General features: G+C 49.9%; 26 protein-coding genes and 2 pseudogenes. 16 read left to right on the top strand and 12 right to left on the bottom strand.

Annotated features, from left to right (window positions below):
- The 5 genes and pseudogenes from ABJL60_RS08995 to ABJL60_RS08975 all read left to right on the top strand — a co-directional run.
- Positions 1–146, top strand: a pseudogene (locus ABJL60_RS08995) (DDE-type integrase/transposase/recombinase); the annotation flags it as partial.
- A 96-nt stretch (positions 147–242) separates the two neighbouring features.
- Complete coding sequence (locus ABJL60_RS08990; protein WP_348289520.1) at positions 243–1,001, top strand: S8 family serine peptidase; 759 nt, start codon at positions 243–245, stop codon at positions 999–1,001.
- A gap of 709 nt (positions 1,002–1,710) precedes the next feature.
- On the top strand, positions 1,711–2,328 hold the full coding sequence (locus ABJL60_RS08985; protein WP_348373912.1) for a hypothetical protein: 618 nt from the start codon (positions 1,711–1,713) through the stop codon (positions 2,326–2,328).
- A 198-nt stretch (positions 2,329–2,526) separates the two neighbouring features.
- On the top strand, positions 2,527–2,757 hold the full coding sequence (locus tag ABJL60_RS08980) for a type II toxin-antitoxin system CcdA family antitoxin (RefSeq protein ID WP_348289319.1): 231 nt from the start codon (positions 2,527–2,529) through the stop codon (positions 2,755–2,757).
- Positions 2,757–3,056, top strand: a complete 300-nt coding sequence (locus tag ABJL60_RS08975) for a CcdB family protein (RefSeq protein WP_348373911.1) — start codon at positions 2,757–2,759, stop codon at positions 3,054–3,056. The genes ABJL60_RS08980 and ABJL60_RS08975 overlap by 1 nt, the downstream gene beginning before the upstream one ends.
- Before the next feature lie 183 nt (positions 3,057–3,239).
- Here ABJL60_RS08975 and ABJL60_RS08970 read toward each other — a convergent pair whose 3' ends face one another.
- The 3 genes and pseudogenes from ABJL60_RS08970 to ABJL60_RS08960 all read right to left on the bottom strand — a co-directional run bounded on the left by ABJL60_RS08970 (position 3,240) and on the right by ABJL60_RS08960 (position 5,278).
- Positions 3,240–3,653, bottom strand: a complete 414-nt coding sequence (locus tag ABJL60_RS08970) for a hypothetical protein (RefSeq protein ID WP_348289316.1) — start codon at positions 3,651–3,653, stop codon at positions 3,240–3,242.
- Between the two features lie 115 nt (positions 3,654–3,768).
- Positions 3,769–4,774: pseudogene (locus tag ABJL60_RS08965) on the bottom strand (IS5 family transposase).
- Between the two features lie 102 nt (positions 4,775–4,876).
- On the bottom strand, positions 4,877–5,278 hold the full coding sequence (locus ABJL60_RS08960; protein ID WP_348287397.1) for a NusA N-terminal domain-containing protein: 402 nt from the start codon (positions 5,276–5,278) through the stop codon (positions 4,877–4,879).
- 168 nt (positions 5,279–5,446) lie between these two features.
- On the opposite strand from ABJL60_RS08960, the gene ABJL60_RS08955 reads away from it, so the two are divergent.
- The 3 genes from ABJL60_RS08955 (at position 5,447) to ABJL60_RS08945 (ending at position 9,571) form a co-directional block, all read left to right on the top strand.
- Positions 5,447–6,601 carry a Hint domain-containing protein gene (locus ABJL60_RS08955; RefSeq protein WP_348373910.1) on the top strand — a complete coding sequence of 385 codons (1,155 nt, stop codon included), beginning with the start codon at positions 5,447–5,449 and terminating at the stop codon, positions 6,599–6,601.
- A gap of 959 nt (positions 6,602–7,560) precedes the next feature.
- Positions 7,561–8,538, top strand: a complete 978-nt coding sequence (locus ABJL60_RS08950) for a DUF4123 domain-containing protein (RefSeq protein ID WP_348373908.1) — start codon at positions 7,561–7,563, stop codon at positions 8,536–8,538.
- Entirely contained in the window at positions 8,528–9,571 is a 1,044-nt protein-coding gene (locus tag ABJL60_RS08945) for a hypothetical protein (protein WP_348373907.1), read from the top strand. The genes ABJL60_RS08950 and ABJL60_RS08945 overlap by 11 nt, the downstream gene beginning before the upstream one ends.
- A 115-nt stretch (positions 9,572–9,686) precedes the next feature.
- Here ABJL60_RS08945 and ABJL60_RS08940 read toward each other — a convergent pair whose 3' ends face one another.
- Together ABJL60_RS08940 and ABJL60_RS08935 are read right to left on the bottom strand one after the other, a co-directional pair.
- Positions 9,687–10,040, bottom strand: a complete 354-nt coding sequence (locus ABJL60_RS08940; protein WP_348373906.1) for a phosphoglycerate kinase — start codon at positions 10,038–10,040, stop codon at positions 9,687–9,689.
- A gap of 108 nt (positions 10,041–10,148) precedes the next feature.
- A complete protein-coding gene (locus ABJL60_RS08935; protein WP_348373905.1) occupies positions 10,149–10,520 on the bottom strand; it encodes a DUF3768 domain-containing protein in 372 nt (123 codons plus the stop codon).
- Positions 10,521–10,808: 288 nt separating this feature from the next.
- Between ABJL60_RS08935 and ABJL60_RS08930 the strand changes: the two genes are divergently transcribed.
- A complete protein-coding gene (locus ABJL60_RS08930; protein ID WP_348373904.1) occupies positions 10,809–11,111 on the top strand; it encodes a hypothetical protein in 303 nt (100 codons plus the stop codon).
- Between the two features lie 195 nt (positions 11,112–11,306).
- Here the strand turns inward: ABJL60_RS08930 and ABJL60_RS08925 are convergent, their stop codons facing one another.
- Positions 11,307–12,035 carry a hypothetical protein gene (locus tag ABJL60_RS08925; protein WP_348373903.1) on the bottom strand — a complete coding sequence of 243 codons (729 nt, stop codon included), beginning with the start codon at positions 12,033–12,035 and terminating at the stop codon, positions 11,307–11,309.
- Between the two features lie 155 nt (positions 12,036–12,190).
- On the opposite strand from ABJL60_RS08925, the gene ABJL60_RS08920 reads away from it, so the two are divergent.
- Positions 12,191–13,297, top strand: a complete 1,107-nt coding sequence (locus ABJL60_RS08920) for a Fic family protein (protein ID WP_348373902.1) — start codon at positions 12,191–12,193, stop codon at positions 13,295–13,297.
- 1 nt (position 13,298) lies between these two features.
- Here the strand turns inward: ABJL60_RS08920 and ABJL60_RS08915 are convergent, their stop codons facing one another.
- On the bottom strand, positions 13,299–14,081 hold the full coding sequence (locus ABJL60_RS08915; protein WP_348445235.1) for a hypothetical protein: 783 nt from the start codon (positions 14,079–14,081) through the stop codon (positions 13,299–13,301).
- Between the two features lie 35 nt (positions 14,082–14,116).
- Here ABJL60_RS08915 and ABJL60_RS08910 point away from each other — a divergent pair, with 35 nt between their 5' ends.
- Complete coding sequence (locus tag ABJL60_RS08910; RefSeq protein ID WP_348373901.1) at positions 14,117–14,914, top strand: recombinase zinc beta ribbon domain-containing protein; 798 nt, start codon at positions 14,117–14,119, stop codon at positions 14,912–14,914.
- A gap of 484 nt (positions 14,915–15,398) precedes the next feature.
- On the top strand, positions 15,399–16,421 hold the full coding sequence (locus ABJL60_RS08905) for an ATP-binding protein (RefSeq protein ID WP_348373900.1): 1,023 nt from the start codon (positions 15,399–15,401) through the stop codon (positions 16,419–16,421).
- Here ABJL60_RS08905 and ABJL60_RS08900 read toward each other — a convergent pair.
- The 5 genes from ABJL60_RS08900 to ABJL60_RS08880 all read right to left on the bottom strand — a co-directional run bounded on the left by ABJL60_RS08900 (position 16,405) and on the right by ABJL60_RS08880 (position 21,296).
- Positions 16,405–17,424 (bottom strand): 5'-methylthioadenosine/S-adenosylhomocysteine nucleosidase, encoded by a 1,020-nt coding sequence (locus ABJL60_RS08900; RefSeq protein ID WP_348373899.1) that lies wholly within the window; start codon positions 17,422–17,424, stop codon positions 16,405–16,407. The two genes, ABJL60_RS08905 and ABJL60_RS08900, sit on opposite strands and share 17 nt — an antisense overlap.
- Before the next feature lie 18 nt (positions 17,425–17,442).
- Entirely contained in the window at positions 17,443–18,540 is a 1,098-nt protein-coding gene (locus ABJL60_RS08895) for a hypothetical protein (RefSeq protein ID WP_348373898.1), read from the bottom strand.
- Entirely contained in the window at positions 18,537–18,989 is a 453-nt protein-coding gene (locus tag ABJL60_RS08890) for a hypothetical protein (RefSeq protein WP_348373897.1), read from the bottom strand. Before ABJL60_RS08890 ends, ABJL60_RS08895 begins: the two co-directional genes overlap by 4 nt.
- Positions 18,990–19,532: 543 nt before the next feature.
- Positions 19,533–20,054, bottom strand: coding sequence for a hypothetical protein (locus ABJL60_RS08885; protein ID WP_348373896.1), 522 nt, complete (start codon positions 20,052–20,054; stop codon positions 19,533–19,535).
- A 3-nt stretch (positions 20,055–20,057) separates the two neighbouring features.
- Positions 20,058–21,296, bottom strand: coding sequence for a retron Ec67 family RNA-directed DNA polymerase/endonuclease (locus tag ABJL60_RS08880; RefSeq protein ID WP_348373895.1), 1,239 nt, complete (start codon positions 21,294–21,296; stop codon positions 20,058–20,060).
- Between the two features lie 293 nt (positions 21,297–21,589).
- On the opposite strand from ABJL60_RS08880, the gene ABJL60_RS08875 reads away from it, so the two are divergent.
- The 4 genes from ABJL60_RS08875 to ABJL60_RS08860 all read left to right on the top strand — a co-directional run bounded on the left by ABJL60_RS08875 (position 21,590) and on the right by ABJL60_RS08860 (position 24,679).
- Positions 21,590–23,620: an AAA family ATPase gene (locus ABJL60_RS08875; protein ID WP_348373894.1), complete on the top strand. Its 2,031-nt coding sequence runs from the start codon at positions 21,590–21,592 to the stop codon at positions 23,618–23,620.
- Positions 23,621–23,730: 110 nt separating this feature from the next.
- On the top strand, positions 23,731–24,015 hold the full coding sequence (locus ABJL60_RS08870; RefSeq protein WP_348373893.1) for a hypothetical protein: 285 nt from the start codon (positions 23,731–23,733) through the stop codon (positions 24,013–24,015).
- A gap of 179 nt (positions 24,016–24,194) precedes the next feature.
- Positions 24,195–24,458 (top strand): hypothetical protein, encoded by a 264-nt coding sequence (locus ABJL60_RS08865; RefSeq protein WP_348373892.1) that lies wholly within the window; start codon positions 24,195–24,197, stop codon positions 24,456–24,458.
- Positions 24,455–24,679 carry a hypothetical protein gene (locus tag ABJL60_RS08860; protein ID WP_348373891.1) on the top strand — a complete coding sequence of 75 codons (225 nt, stop codon included), beginning with the start codon at positions 24,455–24,457 and terminating at the stop codon, positions 24,677–24,679. Before ABJL60_RS08865 ends, ABJL60_RS08860 begins: the two co-directional genes overlap by 4 nt.

Raw genomic sequence — 24,679 nt, 5'->3', positions numbered from 1 at the left:
TCATCGTCATCAAGGCAGCGAGCGAGTTCAAAGACAAAACGACAGCGATCAATCAGCTTTGGCAGACCGACTTCACCTACATCAAGGTCCTTGGGTGGGGCTGGTTCTATCTCAGCACGGTTCTCGACGATTACAGCCGTTGCGTCAGGTATTTTTACCCTAATTCTTCCACCACGGATTTAGAGGCCATAACAGTTGCGATCATCGACACAGGTGTCGACCCAGAGCCAAGCCTGAATTTGGTGGGTGGCCTCAACTGTGTCAAAGATGAAGATCCAAATGATTTTCAGTCAAATGGTGACCCACATGGGACTCATGTCGCCGGCCTCGTTGGCGCAAATGGCCCGATGAAAGGCACCGCGCCGAGCGTGAATTTGATGAGCTACCGAGTCTTTGCCAAAGATGGGTCGGGCGCTACAAATTTCGCGATCCTCAAGGCTGTCGCACATGCGGTCGAAAATGGATGCGATTTCCTGAACATGAGCCTTGGGGTCGATGGCGATGACCCAGCTCTTGCTGAGGCGATCACGCATGCGCGTAACGAAGGGTCTCTGGTGCTTGCTGCCGGCAATAATTCGCATGGCGGAGATGTTGGATCGCCGTCGAACTACGCGGATTGCATTGGTATTTCTGCCGTTGGGCGGACTGATGTGTTGCCCGTGAATGCGCAAGCTCAACAAGATATCACTGCCTCACGCGGCACGTCACCCGACACCTTTTTTGCCGCCTTTTCTTGCATCGGGAACAGCCTGAATATTACGGGTCCGGGCGTGGGCGTCGTCTCAACCGTACCGGGCGGGTATGGACAACTGAGCGGAACGTCGATGGCCTGCCCCACGATCACAGGGTTTGCAGCACAGCTTTTAGCGTCAAATCCTACCCTGATGAAAGCAGACCGTACCCGCAAGCGTTCGGATGAGATGGCCAAGATTTTGATGGAAAATGCGCAAAACTTGGGGCTACCTGCTGATCAACAAGGAAGAGGGCTTCCTTTCACTTAATCATCTGGGCCTAAGACCCATCGATAAATAACAAAATATGATGTCAGATATCTTGGCCGTAATCTGCCCCGCCCGAGCCTCCCTCATTTATAGCGAGAGCTTGCGGGTTGGATGAGTTATGCCCAAAAGCTGGTGACGGTCGTTTTCAGGAGGCGCTTTGAGGTTGCTTGATCCCGCCTTTGGCGCTGTTGACTTGCGCCCCTATAAGCTTGAATCCAAATTCAAGCTCACTCATTGTATATTGCAAGAACTCATCGGCTAGTCATCGCAATATCCTCGGCATTGGTATTGGCATTCCCCCAACAACAAGCTTTCCATAAACCTCGATTGCACCAGGGGTGCCCTTCTTCACTGGGTTCCCCCGAGAATCGTGGTAAGTGGGCGGCGTCTTGGCCATTTTGCGTAAGAACGTCTTGTATTGGTTAACGTCCTTGAATGTAAAACAGCCGTTACTTGCTTCGCCAAAATGCACAGCGACACCGGTCCGTTTGGTGCCACCATCGACTGTTATGTCGTCGATCCGTTCCCCCAATCTGGCTCCCGTATCATCGCGATACAATGACAACCAAAGCTTCTTACTTGTCACGGAATCGTAATCATATTCGCGCAGTCAATCAGGCAAACTAGACTCGCACAGGAAGTGGCCCTCAGTTATTTCACGTCAGTCTGTCCAATTCGATCCAGCTCAAATTCACGAAACTGGAAAGTAATGAAGAAGCTCCTGGTTGCCTGCCTCTTTGGTATGTCCGAGGGGAAGTTCTTTCCAGCACCTTGGACGGCGGAAGATTTCTTGAGCTACGTACGATCGATTGAATATCCAGGGCGTACGACCAGGGTGTCGGCATTTCGGAACGACATATCCTGTCACGCTCGCAGCGAAGTCTTGGGAAGCAAGTGGTCTGATGCCCGATGCCTTGCGTTCTTACGATCATTCGATTCTGACACAACCCTAAATGTATTTCCCCAACAACATACTGAGCAGATGTGCTTCCGCGTCGTGTTCGGCGAAACTGGTTTAATTTTAGAAGCAGGGTGGGGGCAGGCAATGTACGTGTTTGAGACAGAGCGAGGAGATCATCCTATTATATCAAGCAAGTCGGTTTCGGCGGAAGGATTAGTTGCGTCTGATATTTGTGCGCCAGAAGAGCTATCTGCTTCGTTCAGACTGTTTCTTGAGTCTCACCGAGATTGGCTGCAATCGGTTTACGAAACTCTGCCCATGATCATCGGTATAACACAATTTGCCATCGAGGGCTATTTTGATCCTAAGTCAGGTAAACGAGTGATCGTAGATATGGATATCCCGCTAGACTTGGCATGGAACTAAAATAATTCAAAATGGCCGATTTAGTTAATGGATCCAAATAAATTCTTGAAAACTTGGCTTTTCCTTAAAATAATGATGACAAGATATTTACTCCAAAAATGTAGATTTAACATAAGATAGATTGTAAATGCGCATTTTTCATGCACATGATTGACGCGCATACCACTAAAGTATATCCTCTCTCCAGGAGGTAGTCTCATGAATTCGCATACACGAAAGCCTACAAACCTGTCGTTGGACGCTAATTTGCTTACACAAGCTAAAGCATTGAAGGTAAACCTGTCCCGCGCTGCAGAGGATGGCGTGCGAGTAGCGGTTTCGGTAGCCAAGGCACAACAATGGAAAGCTGAGAATGCCGCGGCGATTCGCAGTTCCAACGCATACGTCGAGAAGCACGGATTGCCGCTTGATAGTTACCGTCAGTTCTGATGGCTAAATATGACGTATTTCCCAACCCGTCCGGTGATGGTTATCTTTTGGATGTCCAAGCAGATCTTCTGAGTGATCTCAACACGAGGGTCGTCGTGCCATTGCTGCCAACATCAAGCGCACCGAAGCCTGCAACAAGGCTCAATCCAATTTTTGATTTCGAAGATCAACCAGTCGTTATGGTTACGCAGTTTATGGCGGCGGTTCCAACTGGCATTATCAAAACCTCAGCTGGAAAACTCGATGAAGAGTTTGAGAAGATCACATCCGCAATCGATATGCTTATCCAGGGCTTTTAGGCAGCTCAGATCAGTTTATCCGTCATCTATTTACCATAATGAGCCTTGTACGAATTTGACCAAGTGGTAAAATTACTGCCGACTTCTTGAAAGATTACTCCCCCGCTGACTCAAAGCCGCCGTTGGATTTGTTGAAACCTATGCCGGCTCTGCGGACTTAGCCGCCGTTCGTTGTGCAAGCTATCAATGGCCGCTTTGTTTTTCATCGCTGTTGAAGTCGATACAACTACCTTGGCTCACGCGTTGAATGAATTCTGACCACGCGCCCAACCAAGTTACACTTCCTGTTGGATCAATCGGATCGCATGAGAAAAAGAAAATTCCCGTCTCACTTTGACAGAAGCCAAAATGCGTGCCGCCGCCATCTCCACCAAATATTTTCCAAGAGTTAGGATAAATGTCAGTTCTGAGACTTTCATATTCCTTGATCTCTTTGGCGGACCAACAGAAAATAAAACCTTCACCAATCTCCCCACCGCAAGATTCATACCTTCTATAAAAGATGTTTAGTTCAAAAGAACTCCCACATTCCGGCCACAGAATTGCAGAATTCTTTGAATGCCTTCTTTCGAGCTTTTGGGGAAGCATATCGAACATTTATTCCGAAATCTCCTCAGATTTATCATCATGCGGTGAGAGCGCATTACGCATTCTAACCGACTTTGTTGCACAAATCAGGCGAAGGACGCTCTTCGCCTTACCCCATACGGACTCAACCTACAGGCTCAGTGACGGGTATGCCAAGAACCGTGTAGCGGTTGAGGACGGCGATGCGGACGTGGATTTCTGCAACCTGCCGATCAAAGTCCCTCACCATCAGCGATTGGCCAAGTAGTTTCATGCAATGCATCTTCGTTTCGACGCGGCTTCGGCGGTGGTATCCGCTCCAACGTCGCCACAAGGTGCGGCCCAGATATTGCTGCGCACTGACCGCTTCGTTTCGGGCAATCGCTCCGGCGCTCGCCCACTGCCCGGCAGTGCATGCCAGCATGCACGAGAGGGGGCTTCCAGGGCTTGGCATTCTTGCGCGGAGGGATCACGGCATTGGCACCTCTGGCGGCAATCGCCTCGTGGCATTTACGCGTGTCATATGGCCCATCAGCTGTGACGCTGCCGATGTCCTGGCCGGGCGGGATTTGGTTCAGAAGTTCTGGCAGCATGGAGCATCTCCGACGTTGCTGCTGGTGACCTCGACCGTCCGAACCTCCAGTGTTTCTTCGTCAATTCCAATAAGTATTTTTTGCCAGATGCGGCGTTTGGGGCCGCCCACTGCCCGGCAACACATGCTTGCATGTGTGAGAGGGATGCTTGCGGGCGTTCCACTCGCCTTCACCTTCGGCCTTGATACCTGTGCTGTCGATAAGGAGGTGCAATGGACCTTTGGAGCTTCGATATGACAGGCCCAAATTCAGTGTTCTCTGGCGGCGACATAAAGTGCTGAAGTCCGGCGCGGTCCAGTCCAGCCCGACCAATCGCAACAGACTTTGGACGAACCCAGTTGTCTGCCGAAGCGGCATGCCAAACAGGACCTTCAACGTCAGACACGTCTGAATGGCGGCATCACTGAATTGCTGTTGCCGACTTCGCTTGACGTTTGGCGGCGGCGTCCAAACCATCTCCGGATCAAACTAAATCGACAACGATCCGCGCTGCTTCAAGCTGTCATTGTAAGACGACCAATTCTTGGTCTTGTACTTCGTAGGGGCCCAACTGCTCATGTCTTCAGCTATCACGCTGGATTCATAAACTGAATCCCTTCAAACGATTTGTGCAACAAAGCCCCTAATGTTATTTATTAACTCTGTCAGATTCCGACTTGGCTACAGCTCATTGATTTTTAGATTTTCAATCTTAAGCTGTTGGAACTCAAAATATTTTTGAGCTGTATTTGGAATTATTGGTTCAATTTGATTGGCTACTAAATCCCCAACCTTCAAGGTGGGATCTAAGCTGATTGCTTTATCAAGTGATAATTGGCGATTTGGATCAGTTACAAATTCAATAACTTCCAATACTTGAGCTAACTGTAATCTACCTTTGTCTTGATTGATTTTGACTCTATATTCATATTGCGAGCCATAGTTTTCTTGAGTTTCGCTGATAATTTCTCGTTCAATTTCAACAAGTAGATCATGAATTGTTATATCTAATGATTTAGCCTTGGCCGCCAAAGTTTCCGTAAAGTTTTGAAAACTCATTGAAGAGGTAATGTTGTTTTCCACTGATCAAGATGCCCTTCAAAGTAGTGATTCAGATGCTGCAACCAACAAGGTGTGAGAATAACACTACAGGCGGTATGTAAACGCAACACAAAAAAATTTTCCGGAGAGTAAACAATAATTTACCTTTATTGAGGCTACTGGCAGCACACATTCCGATGAGGCTATGCAATGAGTTTACTTACTGACGGATCATTTGAAGACAACGTCCCCAACTCGTCCGGTGGGGGGAGTAATCCTTCATGGTTTAGGTGGAATAACTCTACGACTGATTATCTTGACAACGGAAGTGAACCTGCCTGGTGGGCCTTTCAGACTCCAACCGATGGAGATAGCTATGTTGGGTTGGTAACAGGTCCCACATGGCGTGAAGGTATATCCCAAGATTTAGATGACCCACTAACTGCTGGAAATACCTATACACTCACGTTTGATGCAGAAGCAGGTAAGTATGCTGGCGTTACTTACAATTCCGAACCGGCATTTGACGGAGTCGTATATCTTGAAATATTTGGCAGTCCAGTAGCGGGGCAAGTTGGTACAGGCGGTACGGGTCTTCCTCAAGGCGCTGTTTCACTTGGTTCCGTCGCAGTTTCTTTTAATGGTAATGAATTTGCTGATGGTATGAGTGGCTACACATTCGAATTCACACCGACCTTTGACATTCAAACGTTGAGCTTTGCACCTGTTTACGGCGGTGAGTATGGACAGAACGAAGCCATCGCAATTGATAACGTAATGTTGGTCTGTTTTACCCGGGGTACACGGATATTAACTGACGAAGGTGAGAAGGAAGTGGAAACACTTTCTCCAGGAGACTTAATTCAAACATTGGATAATGGTCTTCAGCCGGTTCGATGGATTAGCAAAACAAAACGTCAGGCAAAAGGTAAATTTGCACCAATTTGCATTAAACGCGGTACGTTAGACAATAAGCGTGATTTATACGTTTCACCACAACACAAAATGTTATTGACCGGTCGGCAAGCTGAAGTTCTATTTGGAGAAGAGCAAGTGTTAGCAAGTGCCGTTAGCTTATTAAACGACATAACTATAACGCGAGCAGAGGGTGGTGAAGTAGAATATTTCCACGTCCTATTTGATCAACATGAAATTATTTATGCTGAAGGTTCACCAACTGAGAGTTTTTACCCAGGCGAAACCACTTTATCACAAATGGATAGAAATACATATGATGAACTCATAGAGTTGTTTCCAGAATTGGAAATTGGCGGAACTAAAGCCTATGGTGAACCTGCAAAATATTGTTTAAAAAGTTACGAGACCGCATTAATGTCAAAATCACTGATTTTGTCTGACGGGTAAAAAACACAGCGTGTAAAATCAATCGATAATATTTCGATTTTAGTCAATTTCATTGTAAGCCGCGTTCTAAATCTTGCAAACACCGCTTACATTAGGTGATGTCTTGCCATCAGTGAAACAAGTCGCGTACTTGATGTAAGACACTTCAATGAGCGCTCTGCCAGCAATGCTGTTGGGGCCAATCGCTAGGGCCTCTTCTAGGTGGTAGATAGCGTCTTCAAGCCTTCCGAGACCGTGGCGCAGGCGACATAAATTTTGGTTTATCTTTATTGGGGCATCGTAGAATCTGGTTTTTTCTCCAAAAGGGGATAGTTCGGGATCTGCAATTTCAATGGATAGTTCGGCTCGACGGTAATCGTTTTGGTAGTCGAGCTGTGTTTGCGATTTTTTGGAGCTACTCAACAATGTGGTCAATAATCTTCTAATTTTCATACGTAAGGTTCTCAAATTTCAACGCAAGCATGTCTTCTGCTGCTACATTAGCAGACGTTCGTTGCGTACGCAGCAGTCAACACTCTGGGCTCTCAGCCGCCGTTAGATCGGTTGCAGGATCTTCGACTGACACATCGCTTACGCCCAGCAGATCCGGCCCTTAGCAGCGATCTGTAGCGACTGTGATTAGTTGCGAAGTTGAGCCACAAAGTTGACTTTGGCGTACTACTATGGCGTTGATCTCAATATTTCTCAACTACAACCTTCTATTGCGGAGCAAGGGCGCATACTTATGCTGCTTGGCTCACCTATATTTCGACGACGAACAATGGTGGCCTTTTCCTCGCCCTATTGGCCCGTTATGGTTGTGTTGCTGCAGCCCAGAGTGATCTTCGGGTGATTGTATTTGAAACGTGAAAAGGCGACTTGCTTTGGACGCGGACGATTTTGATGACTACTGGGTCCAGTCGCCCAAAGGCGAGCCAACGCCCACCGAACCAGCTTTGTAGATCGACACAATCGATGGCGTGAAACCACTTGATGAACAGTTTGGCGTCGCAGTTTTGAAGACCGTGCCGGATGCGTTATATGAACCATTATTCGGCCAGCCTGACGACACACCACTGCATACCTACGCGATCCTTGATGCGGCCAAATTTCCAAACCTGCCCGAACTGCTGGAGGTATCTGGCCTCGTGCACCGCTGCCTGTTCAAGGGCGATGCGTTTGACGAATTGAAGGATGTGGCCCCATGGATCGTCCAGCTTGAAGACGGCAATGCCTTCACCCGCAATCTGTTCACGCAAACCGACGCCCCGTGGCACCTCTGGGACGCAGAGGCTGGGATTTATGTACGGTCAGGTGGCACGTTGGATGACATGTGGAAGCATTTTCGGAAATTCACACGGGTGCAAGATGAACAGGGGAAGTGGTTTTATTTCAGGTTCTGGGAAACACAATGCCTGATAGATTACATAAGTTTTGTCCAACCCAACGGTGACAATTATCTGCGGCCACTGTTTGGATTTAATCCGTTGAAACCATCCACGCCGCTTGTCCACACCTACATCAGCACGGGACACGACGCGGTAAAGACATGTTCGGCTATCAATATGAGCGGTCATAATAGGGAAATACGTACAGAAATTGATATGTCAATTGTACGTTTTCTGGCACTGAGAAGCCATGCATATGGCTTCGCCATGAGCTATTTCTTGGAGCAAAATACACACCGTGGTGCGCAAACACTCCAGCAAGCGAAAGAGTTTTCAGCGTCGATTGTTCACAAGTACCATAATTACGGATTTAAGAGCAGGTATCATCTCGGCAGCTTTGTTTATTGGGCATTAGCGCTAAACGGGGATTTTGAGACCCGAACACCAAATATACAGAATCAAATTCAACGGGTTACGGATGACCCGAATGATAGGTTTGTCCTGATGGCCCAGCAGATGAAGCGCGTATTTGGAAAGAAGATAAGGAACTACCACGGCCATGGATCCTGAGTTTTTTCTACCAAATGACGATTGTGCGAACGGTGCCACATGCCCCGGCGAAGGCGTGTTTATTCCCCAGAGGATTGGGGATACTGCACTAGACGCCCTGTTTGTGGGCTCTGATGCTGATGTTCAGGCCGATTTGGGTCTGGCTGATATCGACAGTTATCCGCTTACAGATGAGCTTTTCCCAGTCATCTATGATGGCGCCCTCCTTACACTTGACGGATTAATGGATTGTTTCGCGCGCAAATATCCAGAGCGCGCGCAACTTCTATCCGCGCTGATTGAGCAGGAAGGCTATGATGTCAAATTTCACGATGAGCCAGACACAGAATTCCAAACGATTGAACGTCAGCTCGACGAAATGCCACGCGATTACTTTGAATGGCACGGGAACTCCGGAGGGCATACCTATTCACCCGCCCAAAAACGATTGCGCAGTGAACTTGAGCATCAACAAGGGAACTTAATACACTGGTCCTTTGACGCTAAGACACTTCATATTCATAGCCGCATTAATAAGAATATCGATAAATTTAACTGGATGTTTGGTGCTGATGACGCCGACCTGATTAATCATTTTCCAACAAATGATGAGGGTGCAAAGTGGCTTAATGCCGTGATGGGTGATTGGATGTCACGTTCTGGTATCCCAGGCGCATCTGACAGTGAAGAGTTCACCGATTCATTCAGCTCGCGCATTGCTTGGGGAACTCTGAACGTGGTTTTCGGTGCTGTTGAGGTGGTTGGTGGAATCGCGCTTGCTTTGGGGTCCACGGCTCTTACGCCCGTTTCTGGTGGCACCAGTGTGGTAGGTATTGTTGCTGGCGGTGCAATGACACTCGCTGGTTTTGAAGCAATCACCCAAGGTTTTGATATGTGGCGCACGCCGAATGAAGCATCGCATGGTGCGGGTTGGCTCGACCCGCCGCGATCCTTCAGCACTGCGATGATGGCGGCTGCGAAATCCGCCGCCTCAAAACGCGGTAAATCCCACGCCACACGGCGCGCCAGGGCGATATGGCGCACAAAGCCATGAGGGCCGTCGGGGTACCCGTCGTGATGTTGACAAAGGTCAAAACTGTCGTGTTGATCAGCAACGGTGATGGTGGCGCGGGGTGGACATGTGGGAGCGGTGAAAAAGTAAGTGGAGCCTACCACCAACAGGAATACACGACCTGTTGGCGTGTTTCTAAAACGGCAGCGGCCCATTTGCAGAATTTCAGGTCCTGTTCTTTGTATTCTTGGGCGGTTTCATCCTGCCATTGATGACCGAAGAAAAAGCCACCTTCGCTTTCGGGCAGATCGTTTCTGGACACCAAAGCCTCCAATGCCTTGATATCTTCGGCGGTTAGAGCGAGATCAACGCAGTTGAAACTTTCAGCGCCATCGCCAGCTCGCGCATAGTAAAGCTTTTCCATAAAGGTCTGCAGCTTGGCGTGTTTGCGCCAGATGAACTCAGGATTTTCTGATCGGTCGGGGGTGAAGGCGTATTGGTCGAGACCCATGTAAGTGTTTTCGTTTTAGGAGAAAAAATGTATCGGAATGCGCGTTCGAGCCGAAGGCGAGAGGCAGCGTTTTCCGATACGATACAAACGAAAATCACTGGTTTGAGATTAGTATTCTGATGCGAGTAGGATTGTAAGAACACGGGCGGTCACCGATGGATCGGCTGGATCAGGTGAGCCGTATTCATGGTTTTTGTCATAAGCGTCCACTTTGAACATCACGCGTTCGCTGTCGATATCAACCATGCCAAAGTCATGCGTGCCGTAGGGATCATTGTCGGGTGTGAAATCGTCAAAGCCGCGCACTGCGTCGATGACACGCTGCATCGTGTCACTTTTCAAGGCATTTACGCCAGGCGTCAGCAGAACCTGCCCGCCTGACAATGTCGTACGAAGTTGGTCATTGAGCGTGCGAATTGCCAGTGTGTCGGCATCTAGCTGTTGGTCTTGCTCCGGAAATTGGTCAGGTGTTTCAGCCATATAATAAGGGTAAGGATCAAAAGCAGGTTATCCCGTCAGCCTTAAGTCGTCGAGCTTTGCACAAACGCTGTATGTGATATCGGTTCATGCTCGGTTCGGGCCGGAGAAGAAGCACCTCAAGCTACCACGCCTGGTTGTGCGAAAAGGATTTGCCCCGCTATTCTTTCGTGTTTTCGAACCGGAAAAGTCTGCAACTTTTCCTGAAAACCCTCAGCGGGTTCCTCCTTGACGCCCGCCCTTTGGGGGCGTGGTGCGTCGGTGTTGTCTTATCCATTAACCCAAACAGACATGACCAATTCAACTGACCAGCTTCAACTAAATTGCCGCAACATCGCGGACGAGCTTGGGCAGGTAAGTGAAACGCTTGCTTATGAAACACGCGACAATGCCCTCGACATTGAATTTACACTCGGCCAACGTGGCCAGTTCCTTGGCGCTCGGCTGTTGGTTGCCTTTGGCGGCCCGAACATCTGGATCAACACCCGATATGATCGTGTTGAAGGATCTTGGGGCGAGCGATGTGAATTTAGGTATGACGACGTGAACGATTTGCATGGCGTTTGCGAAGAGCTGTTTGAATGCATGCGATAACGCTGCATCAGCCGCAGCCTTCTGCGGCTCTAAAGGTTCAACCAATAGCGCGCGGTCTTTCGTTCGTCCGTACTGGACCAAGTACCAGTTAAGAGGCTGCAAGTTCTAGTTCTTAAGTACTTAGACTATGGTTTGCTGCTCATTGCGTTTGGACGGCGCGGATGCGTCAAGATTTTACACATAAACCACCTAATGTCAGCAGGCGCGCCGCCGCAACAGCAATGCAGGCCCAAACAACGCCCCGAGTTCCAGGCTGATCGCGAGGAACAACGGCAACAAAATTTGCCGACCCGCACCGAATAGGCCTAAGCTTTCAAAGGTTGTGACCATGCGCGCCAGAAGTTCAGAGTTGCCTTCCTCTACCTCCGTCAGCGACACAATCCGATCCAGCACCTCCTGTGCGTCTGCGACGGTAAGCTGAAACTGTGCCTCCAACTCACTTGCAACGGGGCCGCATCCACCGCGCGCGCATTCTTGCCGCCAAGCGGCTTCATCCCGGGCAGCACGCTGCAGCAGGTTCTGGTGTTGCACGCGTAAAGCCTCACGGGTTTGCGCGCGCGTTTCAGCGTCAGAATTGATCTCGGCACCGAGCAGGAACGAGGCAGACAGGATCGACGTTGTGGACCGAACCGAAACTGGCGACAAGGCCAATGCGATTGAAAGGGCCAGCCCACCAGTTGCCAGGTGACCGCGCCCGCCAAAGTAGAGCCCCATCATCACAAAACCCGGTCGCATCATATCGAGCGCCATCACGCCCATGGTGAACAGGATCTGGAACTGTGCCGCTTCACGGCCAAGTTCCCAAGCAAAGCTGGCGTTGAGACCAATCAATGCGCTGATCAGGCCGACACAAGCCACGCTTCCTGCAACAAGACGAAAATACTCGGCCCATGCGTCTGCGCCAGCTTTTTGAAACCACGTCACCTTGGCAGGCTCTAAAACAGGCTGAAGGCAAGTCAGTTGACGCCAAACTGGCCTGGGAAGCGCATCAGCGGTTCCAGCGGGATGATGTTTAGATCGGCTTGCTATACTACATGAATTAGGTAAAGTATGTTGTATAGAAAGGTTTCCTATACAACATGACTCAAAACACCCCGTGGCTTTGGCAACTCCCTGAATGGCCCCAGTTTAACTGGGAGCGACAGGCGTTGGCCCCGCTGGAGGCCCAGTTTCTTGCGCGGTCTGGCCAGTTGGTTGGAGCCTCACAACATTTGGCCGAAAATGACCGCGAGACCCTGCGCATTGACTGGCTCAGCAATGAGGCGATGGAAACCTCAGCCATTGAAGGCGAGATGTTGGACAGGGACTCCGTCCAGTCCTCGGTGCGGCGGCAATTCGGTCTCAAGACAGATAACCGCCGTTCAGGACCGCGCGAAGCAGGGATCGCCGAGATGATGGTGGCGCTTTATCGGGATTTCGACGGGCCGCTTTCAGCGGAAAGCCTGTACGACTGGCACCGCATGATCATGAATGGGCGGCGCGACTTGGATGTGATTGGCGGCTGGCGACAGCACTCAGAGCCAATGCAGATCGTATCCGGCGCGGTCTATGAGCCCAAAATCCACTTTGAGGCCCCGCCATCAGTCAACATGGATGCCGAAATGGCGGCTTTTGTCGATTGGTTCGCAGGCAGCCGCGATCTTCCCGCGATAACCCGCGCTGGCCTCGCACATTTTTACTTTGTCTGCGTGCATCCGTTTGAGGATGGGAACGGTCGCATCGGTCGTGCCATCTCCGAAAAAGCGCTGGCGCAAAGCCTCGGTCGCCCCAGTCTGATTGCGTTGAGTGAGATGATTGCTCGCAAGCAACGTGGCTATTATGACGCGCTGGAAGCGGCCAATCGCTCGCTCGAGATCACGCCCTGGCTGCTCTGGTTTGGCGAAACTGTGCTGGAGGCTGCAACGCTGAGCCAACACAAGATGACACGGTTGATCGACAAGACAAAAATGTTCAGCCGCTTAAGCGGCCAACTGAACACACGGCAAGAAAAGGCGCTACTGCGGTTGTTTCGGGCGGAACCGGATGGGTTTGTGGGGGGGCTCAGTGCCGCAAACTATCGCCAGATCACTGGAGCAACGGCCATGACCGCGACCCGAGACCTAACCGATTTGGTTACCAAAGGGGTTTTACGCAAAACCGGCGAACGTCGCTATACGCGATACTTCCTCGACCTACCGCCTCTATAGATCACCGCCGTCCGCGTTTGCGGTTCAACTTTCCTTGTTTGCGCTTCTTTTTCAGCTTGGCCCGTGCCGCCGTACTTCTATCCGAGGTCTTTTGTGTAGGCGGCAGGTTTTCGTCAACCCAGGCAGACAATTCTGCAAACGTAATCGCATCATGCACAAAGACCTGCAAAGCGACTTGCCGCACTTGATCCAGCAGCGCGGCTCCAGCCTGATCCACCAACCCCAAGCGGCGATAATCTGACCAGTGTAAAACCGAGTTGGACGCATCAGCCGATTTGAGCGACACGCTGCGCGTGGCCGTAAGCCAACGCTCGACCAAGTCACCCATCTCTGCTTGCGGAATTTCTGCATCGGTGGGCAGACCATTGCAAAGCAGATAGGTTTCAATAACGGAGTGCATAATATCGTGGCCACGCCCTGTTGCTTTGATCAACTGCCCGTCTTTTCCAGTCGAGGCCCGAATGCTCCGAACGATGTCTGACGCGGACATCCCGCGCCGCCACAGGCTTGCGACCAAACCGGGCTGGATTCCCATACTGCCCTTGCTGTCCCAATAGGCCGCCAAGATGGAGAATATGTCTTTCATCGGCCCAGGCACGAGATTGTCGGCACCGTCCCGCGCGCGAAGGTAGTCCAAGTCAACCGCTGGCAGTTTGGTCTTTACCGGGTTGGCTTTGCTTACGTCCGTCATGTCTATGGATTTGATATGGCCATCCATTGCCTGCCCGGAAATCAGGAACATGTCGGCCAAATCAAAAAACTGCCCGATAGATTGAGACTGCACGACATTATCATAAGCCAAGCCGCGCAGGCTTTGATGTGTCTCTGCGCAAAGGACATCATGAAGGCCTGATCTCATTGGAGACCCATGAATTGATCCAGCAACGGATCAAGGGCGGGGCCAGAGCGCCCGCTCGCAAGGATATCAACGCGGATTTTCCATTGCGGGGGTTCGTGTGCTGCGATGATTGCAACACACCTCTGACGGCCTGCTGGTCCACCAGCAAGTCGGGCAAGAAACATCCGTATTACCTCTGCCACGCCAAAGGATGCCCGAGCTATCGCAAATCGATCCGTCGTGATGTGCTCGAAGGTGAGTTTGACGAATTGATGCAAAGCCTCAAACCATCCGAGGGCATGTTTGCAATGGCGTCAAAGATGTTCAAAGACGCTTGGGGGCAACGTGCGGGGCAAATGGAGGCTGACAAGCGCCTGATCCGCACCGAACGCAACCAGATCGAAAAGAAAATCGAAGGCCTGCTGGATCGCGTGGTGGAGGCAGACAGCCCAACCCTGATCACGGCTTACGAAAAACGTATCGAAAAGATGGAGCGTGAGAAACTGATTTTGGACGAAAAACTGCACAATAAGGGAAAACCGATGCATACCTTCGAGCAAATGTTCGAACACGCACTGCAATTCCTGTCAAACCCTTGGAAACTCTGGAAAAGTGGCAATCTGATTGCACAAAGAACGGTCCTGAGACTGGCTTTTGCAGAGCAAATTACCTATGCGCGAAATAAAGGACTTCGAACACCAAAAACCACCTTGCCATTCAAGGTGTTAGAGGGGTTTTCTTGCCAAAAGAATAATGGCGGAGACGAAGTGCGCCACTAAATCATACAGCTTGTTGATTCAAAAATCTTTTTTGAAATGATGTGTCTCATTTTGTGCACCATTTTGTGAACCAAATTCGCAACCGTCACTCCTGCGGACACGCCTTGAGAATTCAAACCTCTACCACTTGTACCAGTACTGAACCCAATCGTCTTACCATCCGGTTCTAAAGTAGCTCCATGTATCTGTATCGATGATCGCTATGTGACCCCTTGGTATACACTCTCATTATGTAAAATACCGCCCAAAATCCTTCGTTCCGAACCGGTGCTTTAGAAGCTTTGCGGGCCTTACCCTCACTGGCATCGCAAGTTTTTCCGAATTCGCCTTTCACGCTGCACTTACTCGCACGGCGAACATCCACCGTTCTATTGGTGTGCTCAAGTTCCGTGTGCACCACCATCCCAATCGCTGCATTTTCCATTTAACACATAGTGCATTTTTGCTTACAACTATCGGACACCGACTTATGGACCGAGAGAGTATGAATATCCAAGACTATGCGACTAAAGTTGTTGGAGCGGCGCTGCGGCATGATTTTGGGATACCCCTTGGAGTCATCGGGCGAAATGTCAATGAAGTTTTAGATATCGTCGAAGATTTTGAAACGTCAAATCATGTATCCAAGTGGCAACAGCGAGTGTCTCAAATATCAGAAGAGATAACGAAGATTGAAGCTGAGCTCTACGTTGAATTCAAAGGATTTGGCGGCAACATCGGAAACCTTGGAGATTTCGAGCGCGAACGGGAATACTCGAAAATCAGAAAATCTCTTTCTCCAAAAATGATCAGGTTATCAGAGCAATGCAAGATACTATACAAGCTTTCCGATGACATACGAGATACAGACGTCACAGTACTTTCGGGTCAGGCTTTGTCTGCTTCACGAAGAATAGTAAATATGTTCGGAGGCCTATCTCATTTCATAAGAGTCGGCGAAATTTCTGACGAAATTTTTGTACCAACAGATATACGTGAGCTTGCATCAAGAAATGTCGCAACTGTTCGAATCTCAAAGCTAAACAGTGCTTTGTCTGTAACTCCCACCCTCAATGGAGACGCAACTGTGGAGTGCATTAGCAGTCATCTTGATCAGCTAATACAAAACTATATATCAAACGCAGTCAAATTTTCATCTCTATCAGAGAAACCCAGCGTATCTATTAATCTAGGCGAAACATCATTCGGTGAGCTTTCTCGAAAATACAGACAAAAAGTAGGCAAGTTCGCCGGTCGAGGGACTTGGGCTGAAATTGTGGTGGCAGACAACGGGCCCGGTGTTGATATGGAAATTAGGGGGTCATTATTCAAGTTATATTCTCAAAGGAAACCAGACCGTTTGGAGTTTGATTCCACTGGTGTTGGCCTAGCCGTATGTCAACTCGTCTCTCACATACACGGTGGTTTCGTATTCTTTGAACGGGAAGATGATTTAACTAAGTTTGTAGCACTGTTACCATGTAAGCGAGAACATCGGATTGAACTCGTCCTTAACCCATCTGTATAGACCGCTCAACAACCATTTTGGAGTACATGGCCGCAGCGTATGCGGCATACATTTGCCAATTATCATCCTTATCCATGTCACAATAGTCGCAAACGCCGCGGACTGCCAAATAACCCACTCGAAAATGCCAAGCTGAATCTGCTATTCCACTTCCTTCCATTTCGACAGCAGCCAAGCCAAATTTTTCTCGTAATTCATCCCTATACTCGTGGCTTTTCAACAGTGCGTTTGCTGAACCGATGGTGCCCCTATGTACAAGGGGAGCTTTCTTCGGTCGATCTTGGCTCGGATGAGTGGCTTTTTCTTTGCAAAGCTCTCCAGTCTCGTTCTTGCTAAATTTGTAAACTACGTCGTTTCGCGGTCTTTTGAATGCTTCAGGTATCTTGCGCAACATTCTTTTCTCGAAGTCATCTTTACCGCGCAACCTATCTTCGTCGATCTGGTTCACAACGGTAGTAAGCCTCGCAGATGGAGGAATCGGGCGAGCCCGATTTTCGTGTTCGTCAACCTCAATCTTTATTAGATCGTACTGAATAACTTGATCACCAAGAACTACGTCTCCTTTTCTAACATGTTTTGGACATTTACCACGCTTCCAATCCAGTATGGGTACTCCGCCTGCGATTCCGACCATCAAGATATCTTCAATAGACGGATACTTGATCAGTAGTGCTGTTGCAGCTACCGCCGCAGAGTTATTCCCCATCTTGACGCACTGACACATTACAATATCTTCAGATTTTTTGTTTTCGCCTGTGCCAACCTCAATCGTGGTCGTAGTAAATGATACCGCACCGTCAAGCTCCGAAGGAGTTTGATAGCTTACACCGAGCACCTCTTTCAAAGCCGCCATTTCTTTAGGTAATGCAGTAATTATGGCGATCCGAGGGTCCTTCGAGTATCTGTCCAGCTCCTCATTTCCACCATCCTTACCTGCACCGATACCTCCACGAACAGCCACGGCATCATTAGCGGCCAAAAACAGTCCAAGCGTCTCATCCATATCGTTTCCTGATTTCGCCTATTTCTTTCTGTGGTTTCCAACAAAACGCAAGAATTGCTTGGCATCAGCATCCTTGCCCATTTTCTTAAGGAGCGCACCACAGACTGCTGCAATAGAAGACGCTCTAAACTGATCGCTAGAACGTCGAAGCACATCAAAGCAAAGAGACAGAGTTGCCACGCCCTTTACCGGTAAATCTCGTGATGTCTGACCAGCCTGCCACGTTATCGCAGATAGCACTTCATCAATACCATCGTATCTTGAAGCATATTGCAAACAGTCATTCAGAGCAGCCTTGGCCTCAGCTTCAGCATCGCGATCCATAAGTGTAAAGAAATCCTCGACCTTGCCAGAGAGCCTTTTCCGATGCTTCCCCGGGGAAATGAGGTCGGTTGCGACAATCCCCTCACTATCAAGCCCATCGAAATAGCTAATTCGTTTCTCGAACATCTCTAGAAAATCACCACCACTGAGTCGGCCAACCGCTTTAACTGACAGTGAATTGCGACTTTGTATCTCATGACAATATCGAGACGTTTGGTCGTCACGCCTGCTTCTAGCAAATCTGTCAACCAATATGACAAATCTCTCAATTTCAAATGCGCGGAGAGTTATACTCTCAGCCGCCAGCTTAACATCCTTAGTGAACTTTTTATTGATTGCATTAAGGTGATGAAGATAAGATTCATAAATTTTGATCACCTCACGCTCCATACTACGAAAGCCGTTTGCTTCACGTTTCGAAATGTAGCTCGTGATAGAGAATTCGCTGTACTTCTTATAGAAATCTGGAGACTTTGCGAGAGACTCAAAGTCTTCGTTACTAGAAATCGCTATTGGTATTGTTTGGGTAAAATCTTCGCTGCCAGCCTCCACCGAGCCCAATCGGTATGCTTGGAGCAAATCGAACGCATTGCTCTGATTGTCCAAGTTATAGTCAACAACTAAAAAGTCGATTCTCTCCAAGTGTCCTGACATCTCAATGGCGTCGGAGACGCTATTTGCACAGGTTATGTTAATATGTGGGCCGCGTGATCGTTTCTGCTGCCTAATCAACGCCTCTGTAAACAATGGGTCATCGTCGACAACCAATACACTTAGTTCGTTGCTCGTCATTTAAGCGCAACTAAGCTATGTTCGTGTGGATTGGAGACAAAGTCACGCCAGTGCCTAACCAGCTCAGAAAATCGACTTTTCTGCTTCGTTCCTTCACCCTTCCAGTAAAATGAATTTGCGCCATATGAATATGACTGAAGAATTTCCTTCGGATCGGAAGAATTCGAATAAATCACAGAGGGAGTAATCGAGACGTTCTTAGGTGACCTAAGCTTTATCGTTTCAAGAAGGTTTAAGCCCGCCTCCTTGTCGCCCCATATATCCATATCAATCAAAGCTAGAGTTTTCCCGGATGCATTTGCATGCTCATTTACTAAGCCAAGAAAATCATCTGTCTTCGACGTTACATGCAATTGAATCGGATTCTCTGGATCTGCGTCCTTCGCCTGATTCATGCGCTTCACCCAGCGGTCCACCGATTTACAAAAGTCTTCGTCGTCGTCAATCAATATTATCTTCAATTTACCCCCCCCCGAGGCGTTTTATTAAACATGCCTATGATCACTTATGCCTGTCAAGCTTCAAGGTTGACTAGAGCAAACTAGAGGCTTACCTGTTCCCCACATTTGGCGCTGTGCAAGTGACAAAGACCAACTACGGACGTGGTTGGCGCACTCAAACCGATTTGGTCCCAAAAACCCGAAACTGCCAATCGTGTTCGGCAACGTATCGAAGTGGTTTTGGTTTATGCATCCGAGCTAGGCAGTCGCGAGGGCAACAAAACCCCGCGAAGTCGCGACCAAGTTTGCTAAGGTCATCGACACCTTCTTTACAAAAGAGTTTGACGAAGCGGATACTGCCCTTGCCGATTGGATGATCTATTGCGACGAAGTAGCGCTCTAGCAGGCTGTAGTGATGTCCTTCTGAGCAGGCCCTTGAAACGTTCAATGACAAGCGTCGAGTTGCTTGGATTGTTTCACGAACTTTGGCAAGACTTCCGAAGATTTGTTCGTCGAAATCATCCTCTCGGATTCAGGCTCCGTCAGCCGAAACTAAACCTTTTTTTCTACAATGTCGCAGATTGTATGTAGAAGCGGCCGGAATGCGCCACAATCGACTTTGCCTCGGTTGGCTCGTATGATCTTGCCAGCAAATTCACCCTTGCCATATTCGTTCGCCTGCAGCTTTTCTCCCTTTTTCTGGACCAGCTTAGGCTTTCGCCCATCTAGCTCATAAGTTTGCCATGCCTTGGGAAACAGCATCTCGATGTACACATCGCCCCTCACGCCTGTCGGCTTTGGAATGGGAACTATGTAAAGGTTGTCAGAGACTTTGTAGCAAGGCTCAGAGCCGACAATTTTCTTGCTAGAGCCGGTCTCCTGCTTGACAAAGGTCCACATGCCTTCGCTTTGCTTATCGTTGTCAACAATGACGATTACGGGCTGTTGCAGTGGGTTGGCGTGAAATTTCTTGTGCCGCTCAACATGTCTCGTGCAGAATTTAACAAGGTTACCCCCACCACCACTTATGTCAAGGCAACGGTCCGCAGATGGGGAGTGTTTAACAAAATCCACGCCTCAGTGATCGCCTTTTGTCTTCTTCCCTGTTGTAGGAAATTTGGAGATGTCCACGAGATTGGCTGCGACACGGGCATCCGTTTTGTGCCAGAGAATTGCTTCTTTCAGATAGATATAGTCCGTCTTTCCTTCGCAAACTATCAGTGGTTTCGGCGAGATGTGAACGCGATGATAGTGAAAGTAGTCGCCCGCGAGGCGTAGGTAATGTGGAGCGGGATTGGGATTTTTGTATTGCCTCAGGGGGTGAACGCCACGAGCCCTGTCCTTTATGTCGCAGATATGACGGAGCTTTCCCCAGATTTGGGCAGATGTAAGGTCATCGTACTCGATGTTTAGTTCGCGCTTCGCTATTGCTTTACCGGTAGTCATCATCGCATGGGCGCAGAAGCGAGCCCCCTTATAGTAATCCCGCTTAATGTTTACGCCGTCGTTGACCGTAAGGTTGGTAACTCCCTGCCACTGAACATTCGCTTGCATCCGCGATTTTGATGCCTTGAGTTTGAAGCCACATCGCACAACTTCGGCCTCAAGCCTTGGTCCGGCAATCCATCTATCTGGTGTTGGGAAGGGATGAGCAATCTTGCTTGGGAAATCCTTCAAGTTCGTTGAAAAAGTAATGTCGTCAACGTATCGCGAGTACGTACATCTATACTTTTTCGCGATTTTTTGTAGAGCTATATCAAGAGGTTGACTCAGAAACTCTGAGACAATCGGGGAAGATGGAGCACCTTGAGGCAAGGCGTTTTTGAAACAAGCTAGTTGGGCAATGGTCGTTGCCGCTTTTTCTCCTAAACTGAACTTGTTGTGCTTCAAAAAGAAACCACGCACCCGGCCAAAGTTGAAGCTTGGAAAAAAGTCCTCGATATCAACGTTAAACACGTATCTACGTCCCGTGTGCCTCGAAGCATTCGTAAAAATCGACAAATTGCGCTTCTTCTGAAATCCGTGAGACAAAACACGGGATGTATTTTCAGGTTCGCCGTAGATGTCAAAATAGCATTGGTACAATAGCCTGCTTAGCCGAGACTGAAGGAACTTAAGGTCTGAATTCGGGGCCAGTATCTGCCTGTCTGAACCGTCCTTCTTCTTTATCATAAACGGTTGATATTTGTGTTCTTCCTCGGTCTTGTAAATTGACTTCGAAAGAAACTGCGGTTTGACACCCAAAAGGTGGGCAACATCAGAAAGGTTATTGCACTTTTGTAGGTCTGAAAGTCCGTATTGGTAAATTTTTGTCATAAATGGCGATCCGCAAGCACTCTTTCGTTTACACGGTAATTTGCCGTATTGTAAGGATATGGGTCCGCTCGGAAATCTCCGCATGGTGCGCAGCACAGATCGCGGGCAAGTCCGAAGACGAAATCAAAGCCTTGATCTTGTCTATGATCGAAGCCCGCAAGGACGCTGCCTAAGCATTCGACGGATGCACAGTCCGTCGAATCCGCCGCAAAACACCAATAAATCAATGCGTTAGTTTGCGGTCGTAAAAATGGCCGGGGCTACCCACGCACCTACCCATAGGCCACAGCAAAATGACCGCAGCCGCACTACAGAACATACCCGACGACCTGCGGTCGTATCCACAATGGATATGCCACGACGCAGCAAAGCGCCCAATCAATCCCCACACAGGCCAGCTTGCCGACGTGTCAGACGCAGCGACTTGGAGCGCTTTCGATCACGCGTGCGCAGCCTGTGACGCTGGAATAGGTGTGGGAATAGGGTTCGTATTCACAAACGCAGACCCATTCGTAGGGATCGACTTGGATGTGATCGAAGGTGCGGGACCGTCAGAAGGTCAGCAACGTATTTTCGCAGCCTTCAAAACCTACACTGAACAATCGCCGTCCGGGCGCGGCTTGCACATCATTGCAAAGGGTCACGTTGCCGAAGGCGGGGTGCGCAACAGTGGTTTGGGCGTTGAGGTCTATTCGTCGGGCCGTTACTTCACGTTTACTGGAAACGTCGTGCGTGCCGATCCGATTGCAGATTGCCAGTCGCTTGTTGACGCGCTGTGCGACGAAATCAGGCCACGTTCGGACGCCGTATCAAACGAAATGCCTGACCCCAGCCCAGCCCCACACTTGGCCGACAAAGAACTAGAAGCCCGTATCAAGGAAGGCTCTGCAAACCGGCGTAACTACGAAGGTGAAGTGTCGAATTGGTCGGACGCATATTTCGCGTTGATCTGCGCGGCCTGTCTGTTTTCCAGCGACGAAGCCCAAGTACGCCGTGTCGTCATGGCAAGCCCCCTTGTCCAGCACTCCCCGCCGAAAGGACGTGAGACACGCCAACAAAAGGCCGAACGCCTGTGGGCGCGGGAATACCCCAGAGCCGCCCAACGGGGCGCTGTGGAGCGACAGGAACGGACGCTGGGGGTAGATCATGGCCGACAGATCGCCCAAACCCTCTTGACCGGCTGGAACGCCCAGAGCGGCACCGCACAGCACCCCCGGTTCCGCGTGCAGCACGTGTCCGATATCGAAGCCCGCGAACCTGATTTCATAGTTGGCGACTTGATCGAAGCGCGTAGCTGCGTCGTCGTTTTTGGTGCGCCCGGTTCAGGCAAGTCGTTTGTGACACTGGACGTCGCCGCTTGCATCGCCACGGGCCGGGACTTTCACAGCAAGGAAGTACAACAGGGCTGTGCAGTCTATGTCGCGGGCGAAGGCGGGGCGGGTATCAAGCGGCGGCTACAGGCTTGGAGCACCCTCACGGGCGAAGCACTGGACAAGAGTAAGCCGCTATTCATCATTCAATCGCCAATCGAAATGCTTAACGCACTGGACGTATCCGCAGCGTGCGACGCCATTGCCGAAGCAACTGGCGAATACGGTATCAAAATGATCGTACTGGACACACTCGCAAGGAATTTCGGAGACGGCGACGAAAACAGCACGGGCGATATGAACCGCTTTGTATCGGCTGTGGGCAGAATGATTGAGCGTTTCGGCTGCACGGTCGTCGTGGTTCACCACAGCGGGCACGGCGACAACTCACGCGGTCGCGGGTCCAGCGCGTTGCGGGCCGCAGCGGACGCCGAATTTCGGGTCGAAAAAGAACACAGCACCGTCACCCTTACCCATACCAAGGCAAAGGACGCGCCCGTAAGCGACCCAATACGTTTCAGCTTGGAAAGCGTCGAACTTGGCACCCGCGCAAACGGCGAACCGTTCACGTCTGCGGTGTTGATCGAACGCGAAGCCCTGACAGTGAAGGCCACGAAGCTTACCGCGTCGCAACAACGCGCAATGAAGGCGTACGAAGACGCGGCCAAGGAACATGGACAGTTTGCCGACGACGGGTCGTTTATCGGGGTACACCGCAACGAATGGCGCAAGGCGTTCTACCGCATCGCAACGCAGGAAAACGACGACAGCAAGAGCAAGGCTTTCCGACGCGCCTGCACCGACCTTGTTGAAATTGGCGAACTGGACGTAGCCGACGACGTATTCCGGTACGTAGGCACCTTCGCTTGGGTAAAAAATCAGGCGGTTACGGCCAGCCGGACAGCCGGACAGGACACGGACATTACCGGACATGTCCAACCGGCGAGACCGTGAGTTACCCGGACGGACAGGACACACCCCTTTAGGGGGTGTCCAAATGTCCGGCACGGTCGGGGTTCAAGTTGACCCAGAAAATGCACTTTGGAAATCAAGGGAATTAAGCCATGCGTACACTCATAGAGTTCAAGGAAATTTCACCACACGGGCAACCGAAAGGTCAGATCGTTATCAATATTGATGCAATCATACATATCCGTGAAGTAACAATCCTTGGCCAAATCAAAGGGTGCAGGGTCACAACCAAGGAGCTTTCAATAGATAGCATCGCAGCGGAGACATACGCCGCAACAGCCTCGTATTCCGACTGTGTTTTAGTTGCCGGAAGCATTAAGGATTTCTATGCTCGGATTGAAGCGGCCCAAGCCCCTGTGGGAACTCCCAACAAGTAGAGCCTGCGCAGGGTGCTCCATTGCTAAGCGAAAATCATAAACCGTATTTTCATTCAATAACTTGTCCGAGTTCGTCTAACTTCGCTTCGTATAACGATTGCGTTTGACGGGAAGAATCCGCTGGCGTTTTAACTGTCCATAAGAGGCCCTTAGCGGGTCAATATTGGCGGATAAAGGCGATGGAAAGAACAACCACTCAAGCCCCGATAGGCGAAGCCCCCCACCCTCAAGCAAAGACGTCCCGTCGGGTGCGTGTCAAATTGGATACTGTGACCGACGCCCGAAAGGAAATGTCGAAGCTGTATCGCGAAGCCCGCGCCGGAAAGATCGACATTGCGGACGCCTCCAAATTAGCAAACATTCTCATGCTCATTGGCAGGATGATCGAAGGCTGCGATTTTGAGCGGCGGCTTGACGCCCTTGAAGCCGCAGAACGGCCATGACGCGCACAGGGTTGTTCCGTTTGGCTAAGCTGGAAGCCCAGCGCCGCCCAACTCAAACGCAACGAAGCCGTGTGGCCCGGTTCTCTACTGACGGCGTGTTGTTGGGTGATCTACCCAGAAGCCCTTTCATGGCCGTCACAGATCACGGCACCGATGAAGAATGGGAACAATGCCTAGCGGCCCAGCAACGGGCTTTGATTTCGCTAGACCGCGCCCAATAG

The organism is Ascidiaceihabitans sp. (genome assembly GCF_039986515.1).
In the GTDB taxonomy this organism is placed as follows: domain Bacteria; phylum Pseudomonadota; class Alphaproteobacteria; order Rhodobacterales; family Rhodobacteraceae; genus Ascidiaceihabitans.
The sequence above is the reverse complement of the archived record's forward strand: the minus strand, read 5'-3'. Positions and strand labels throughout refer to the sequence as shown.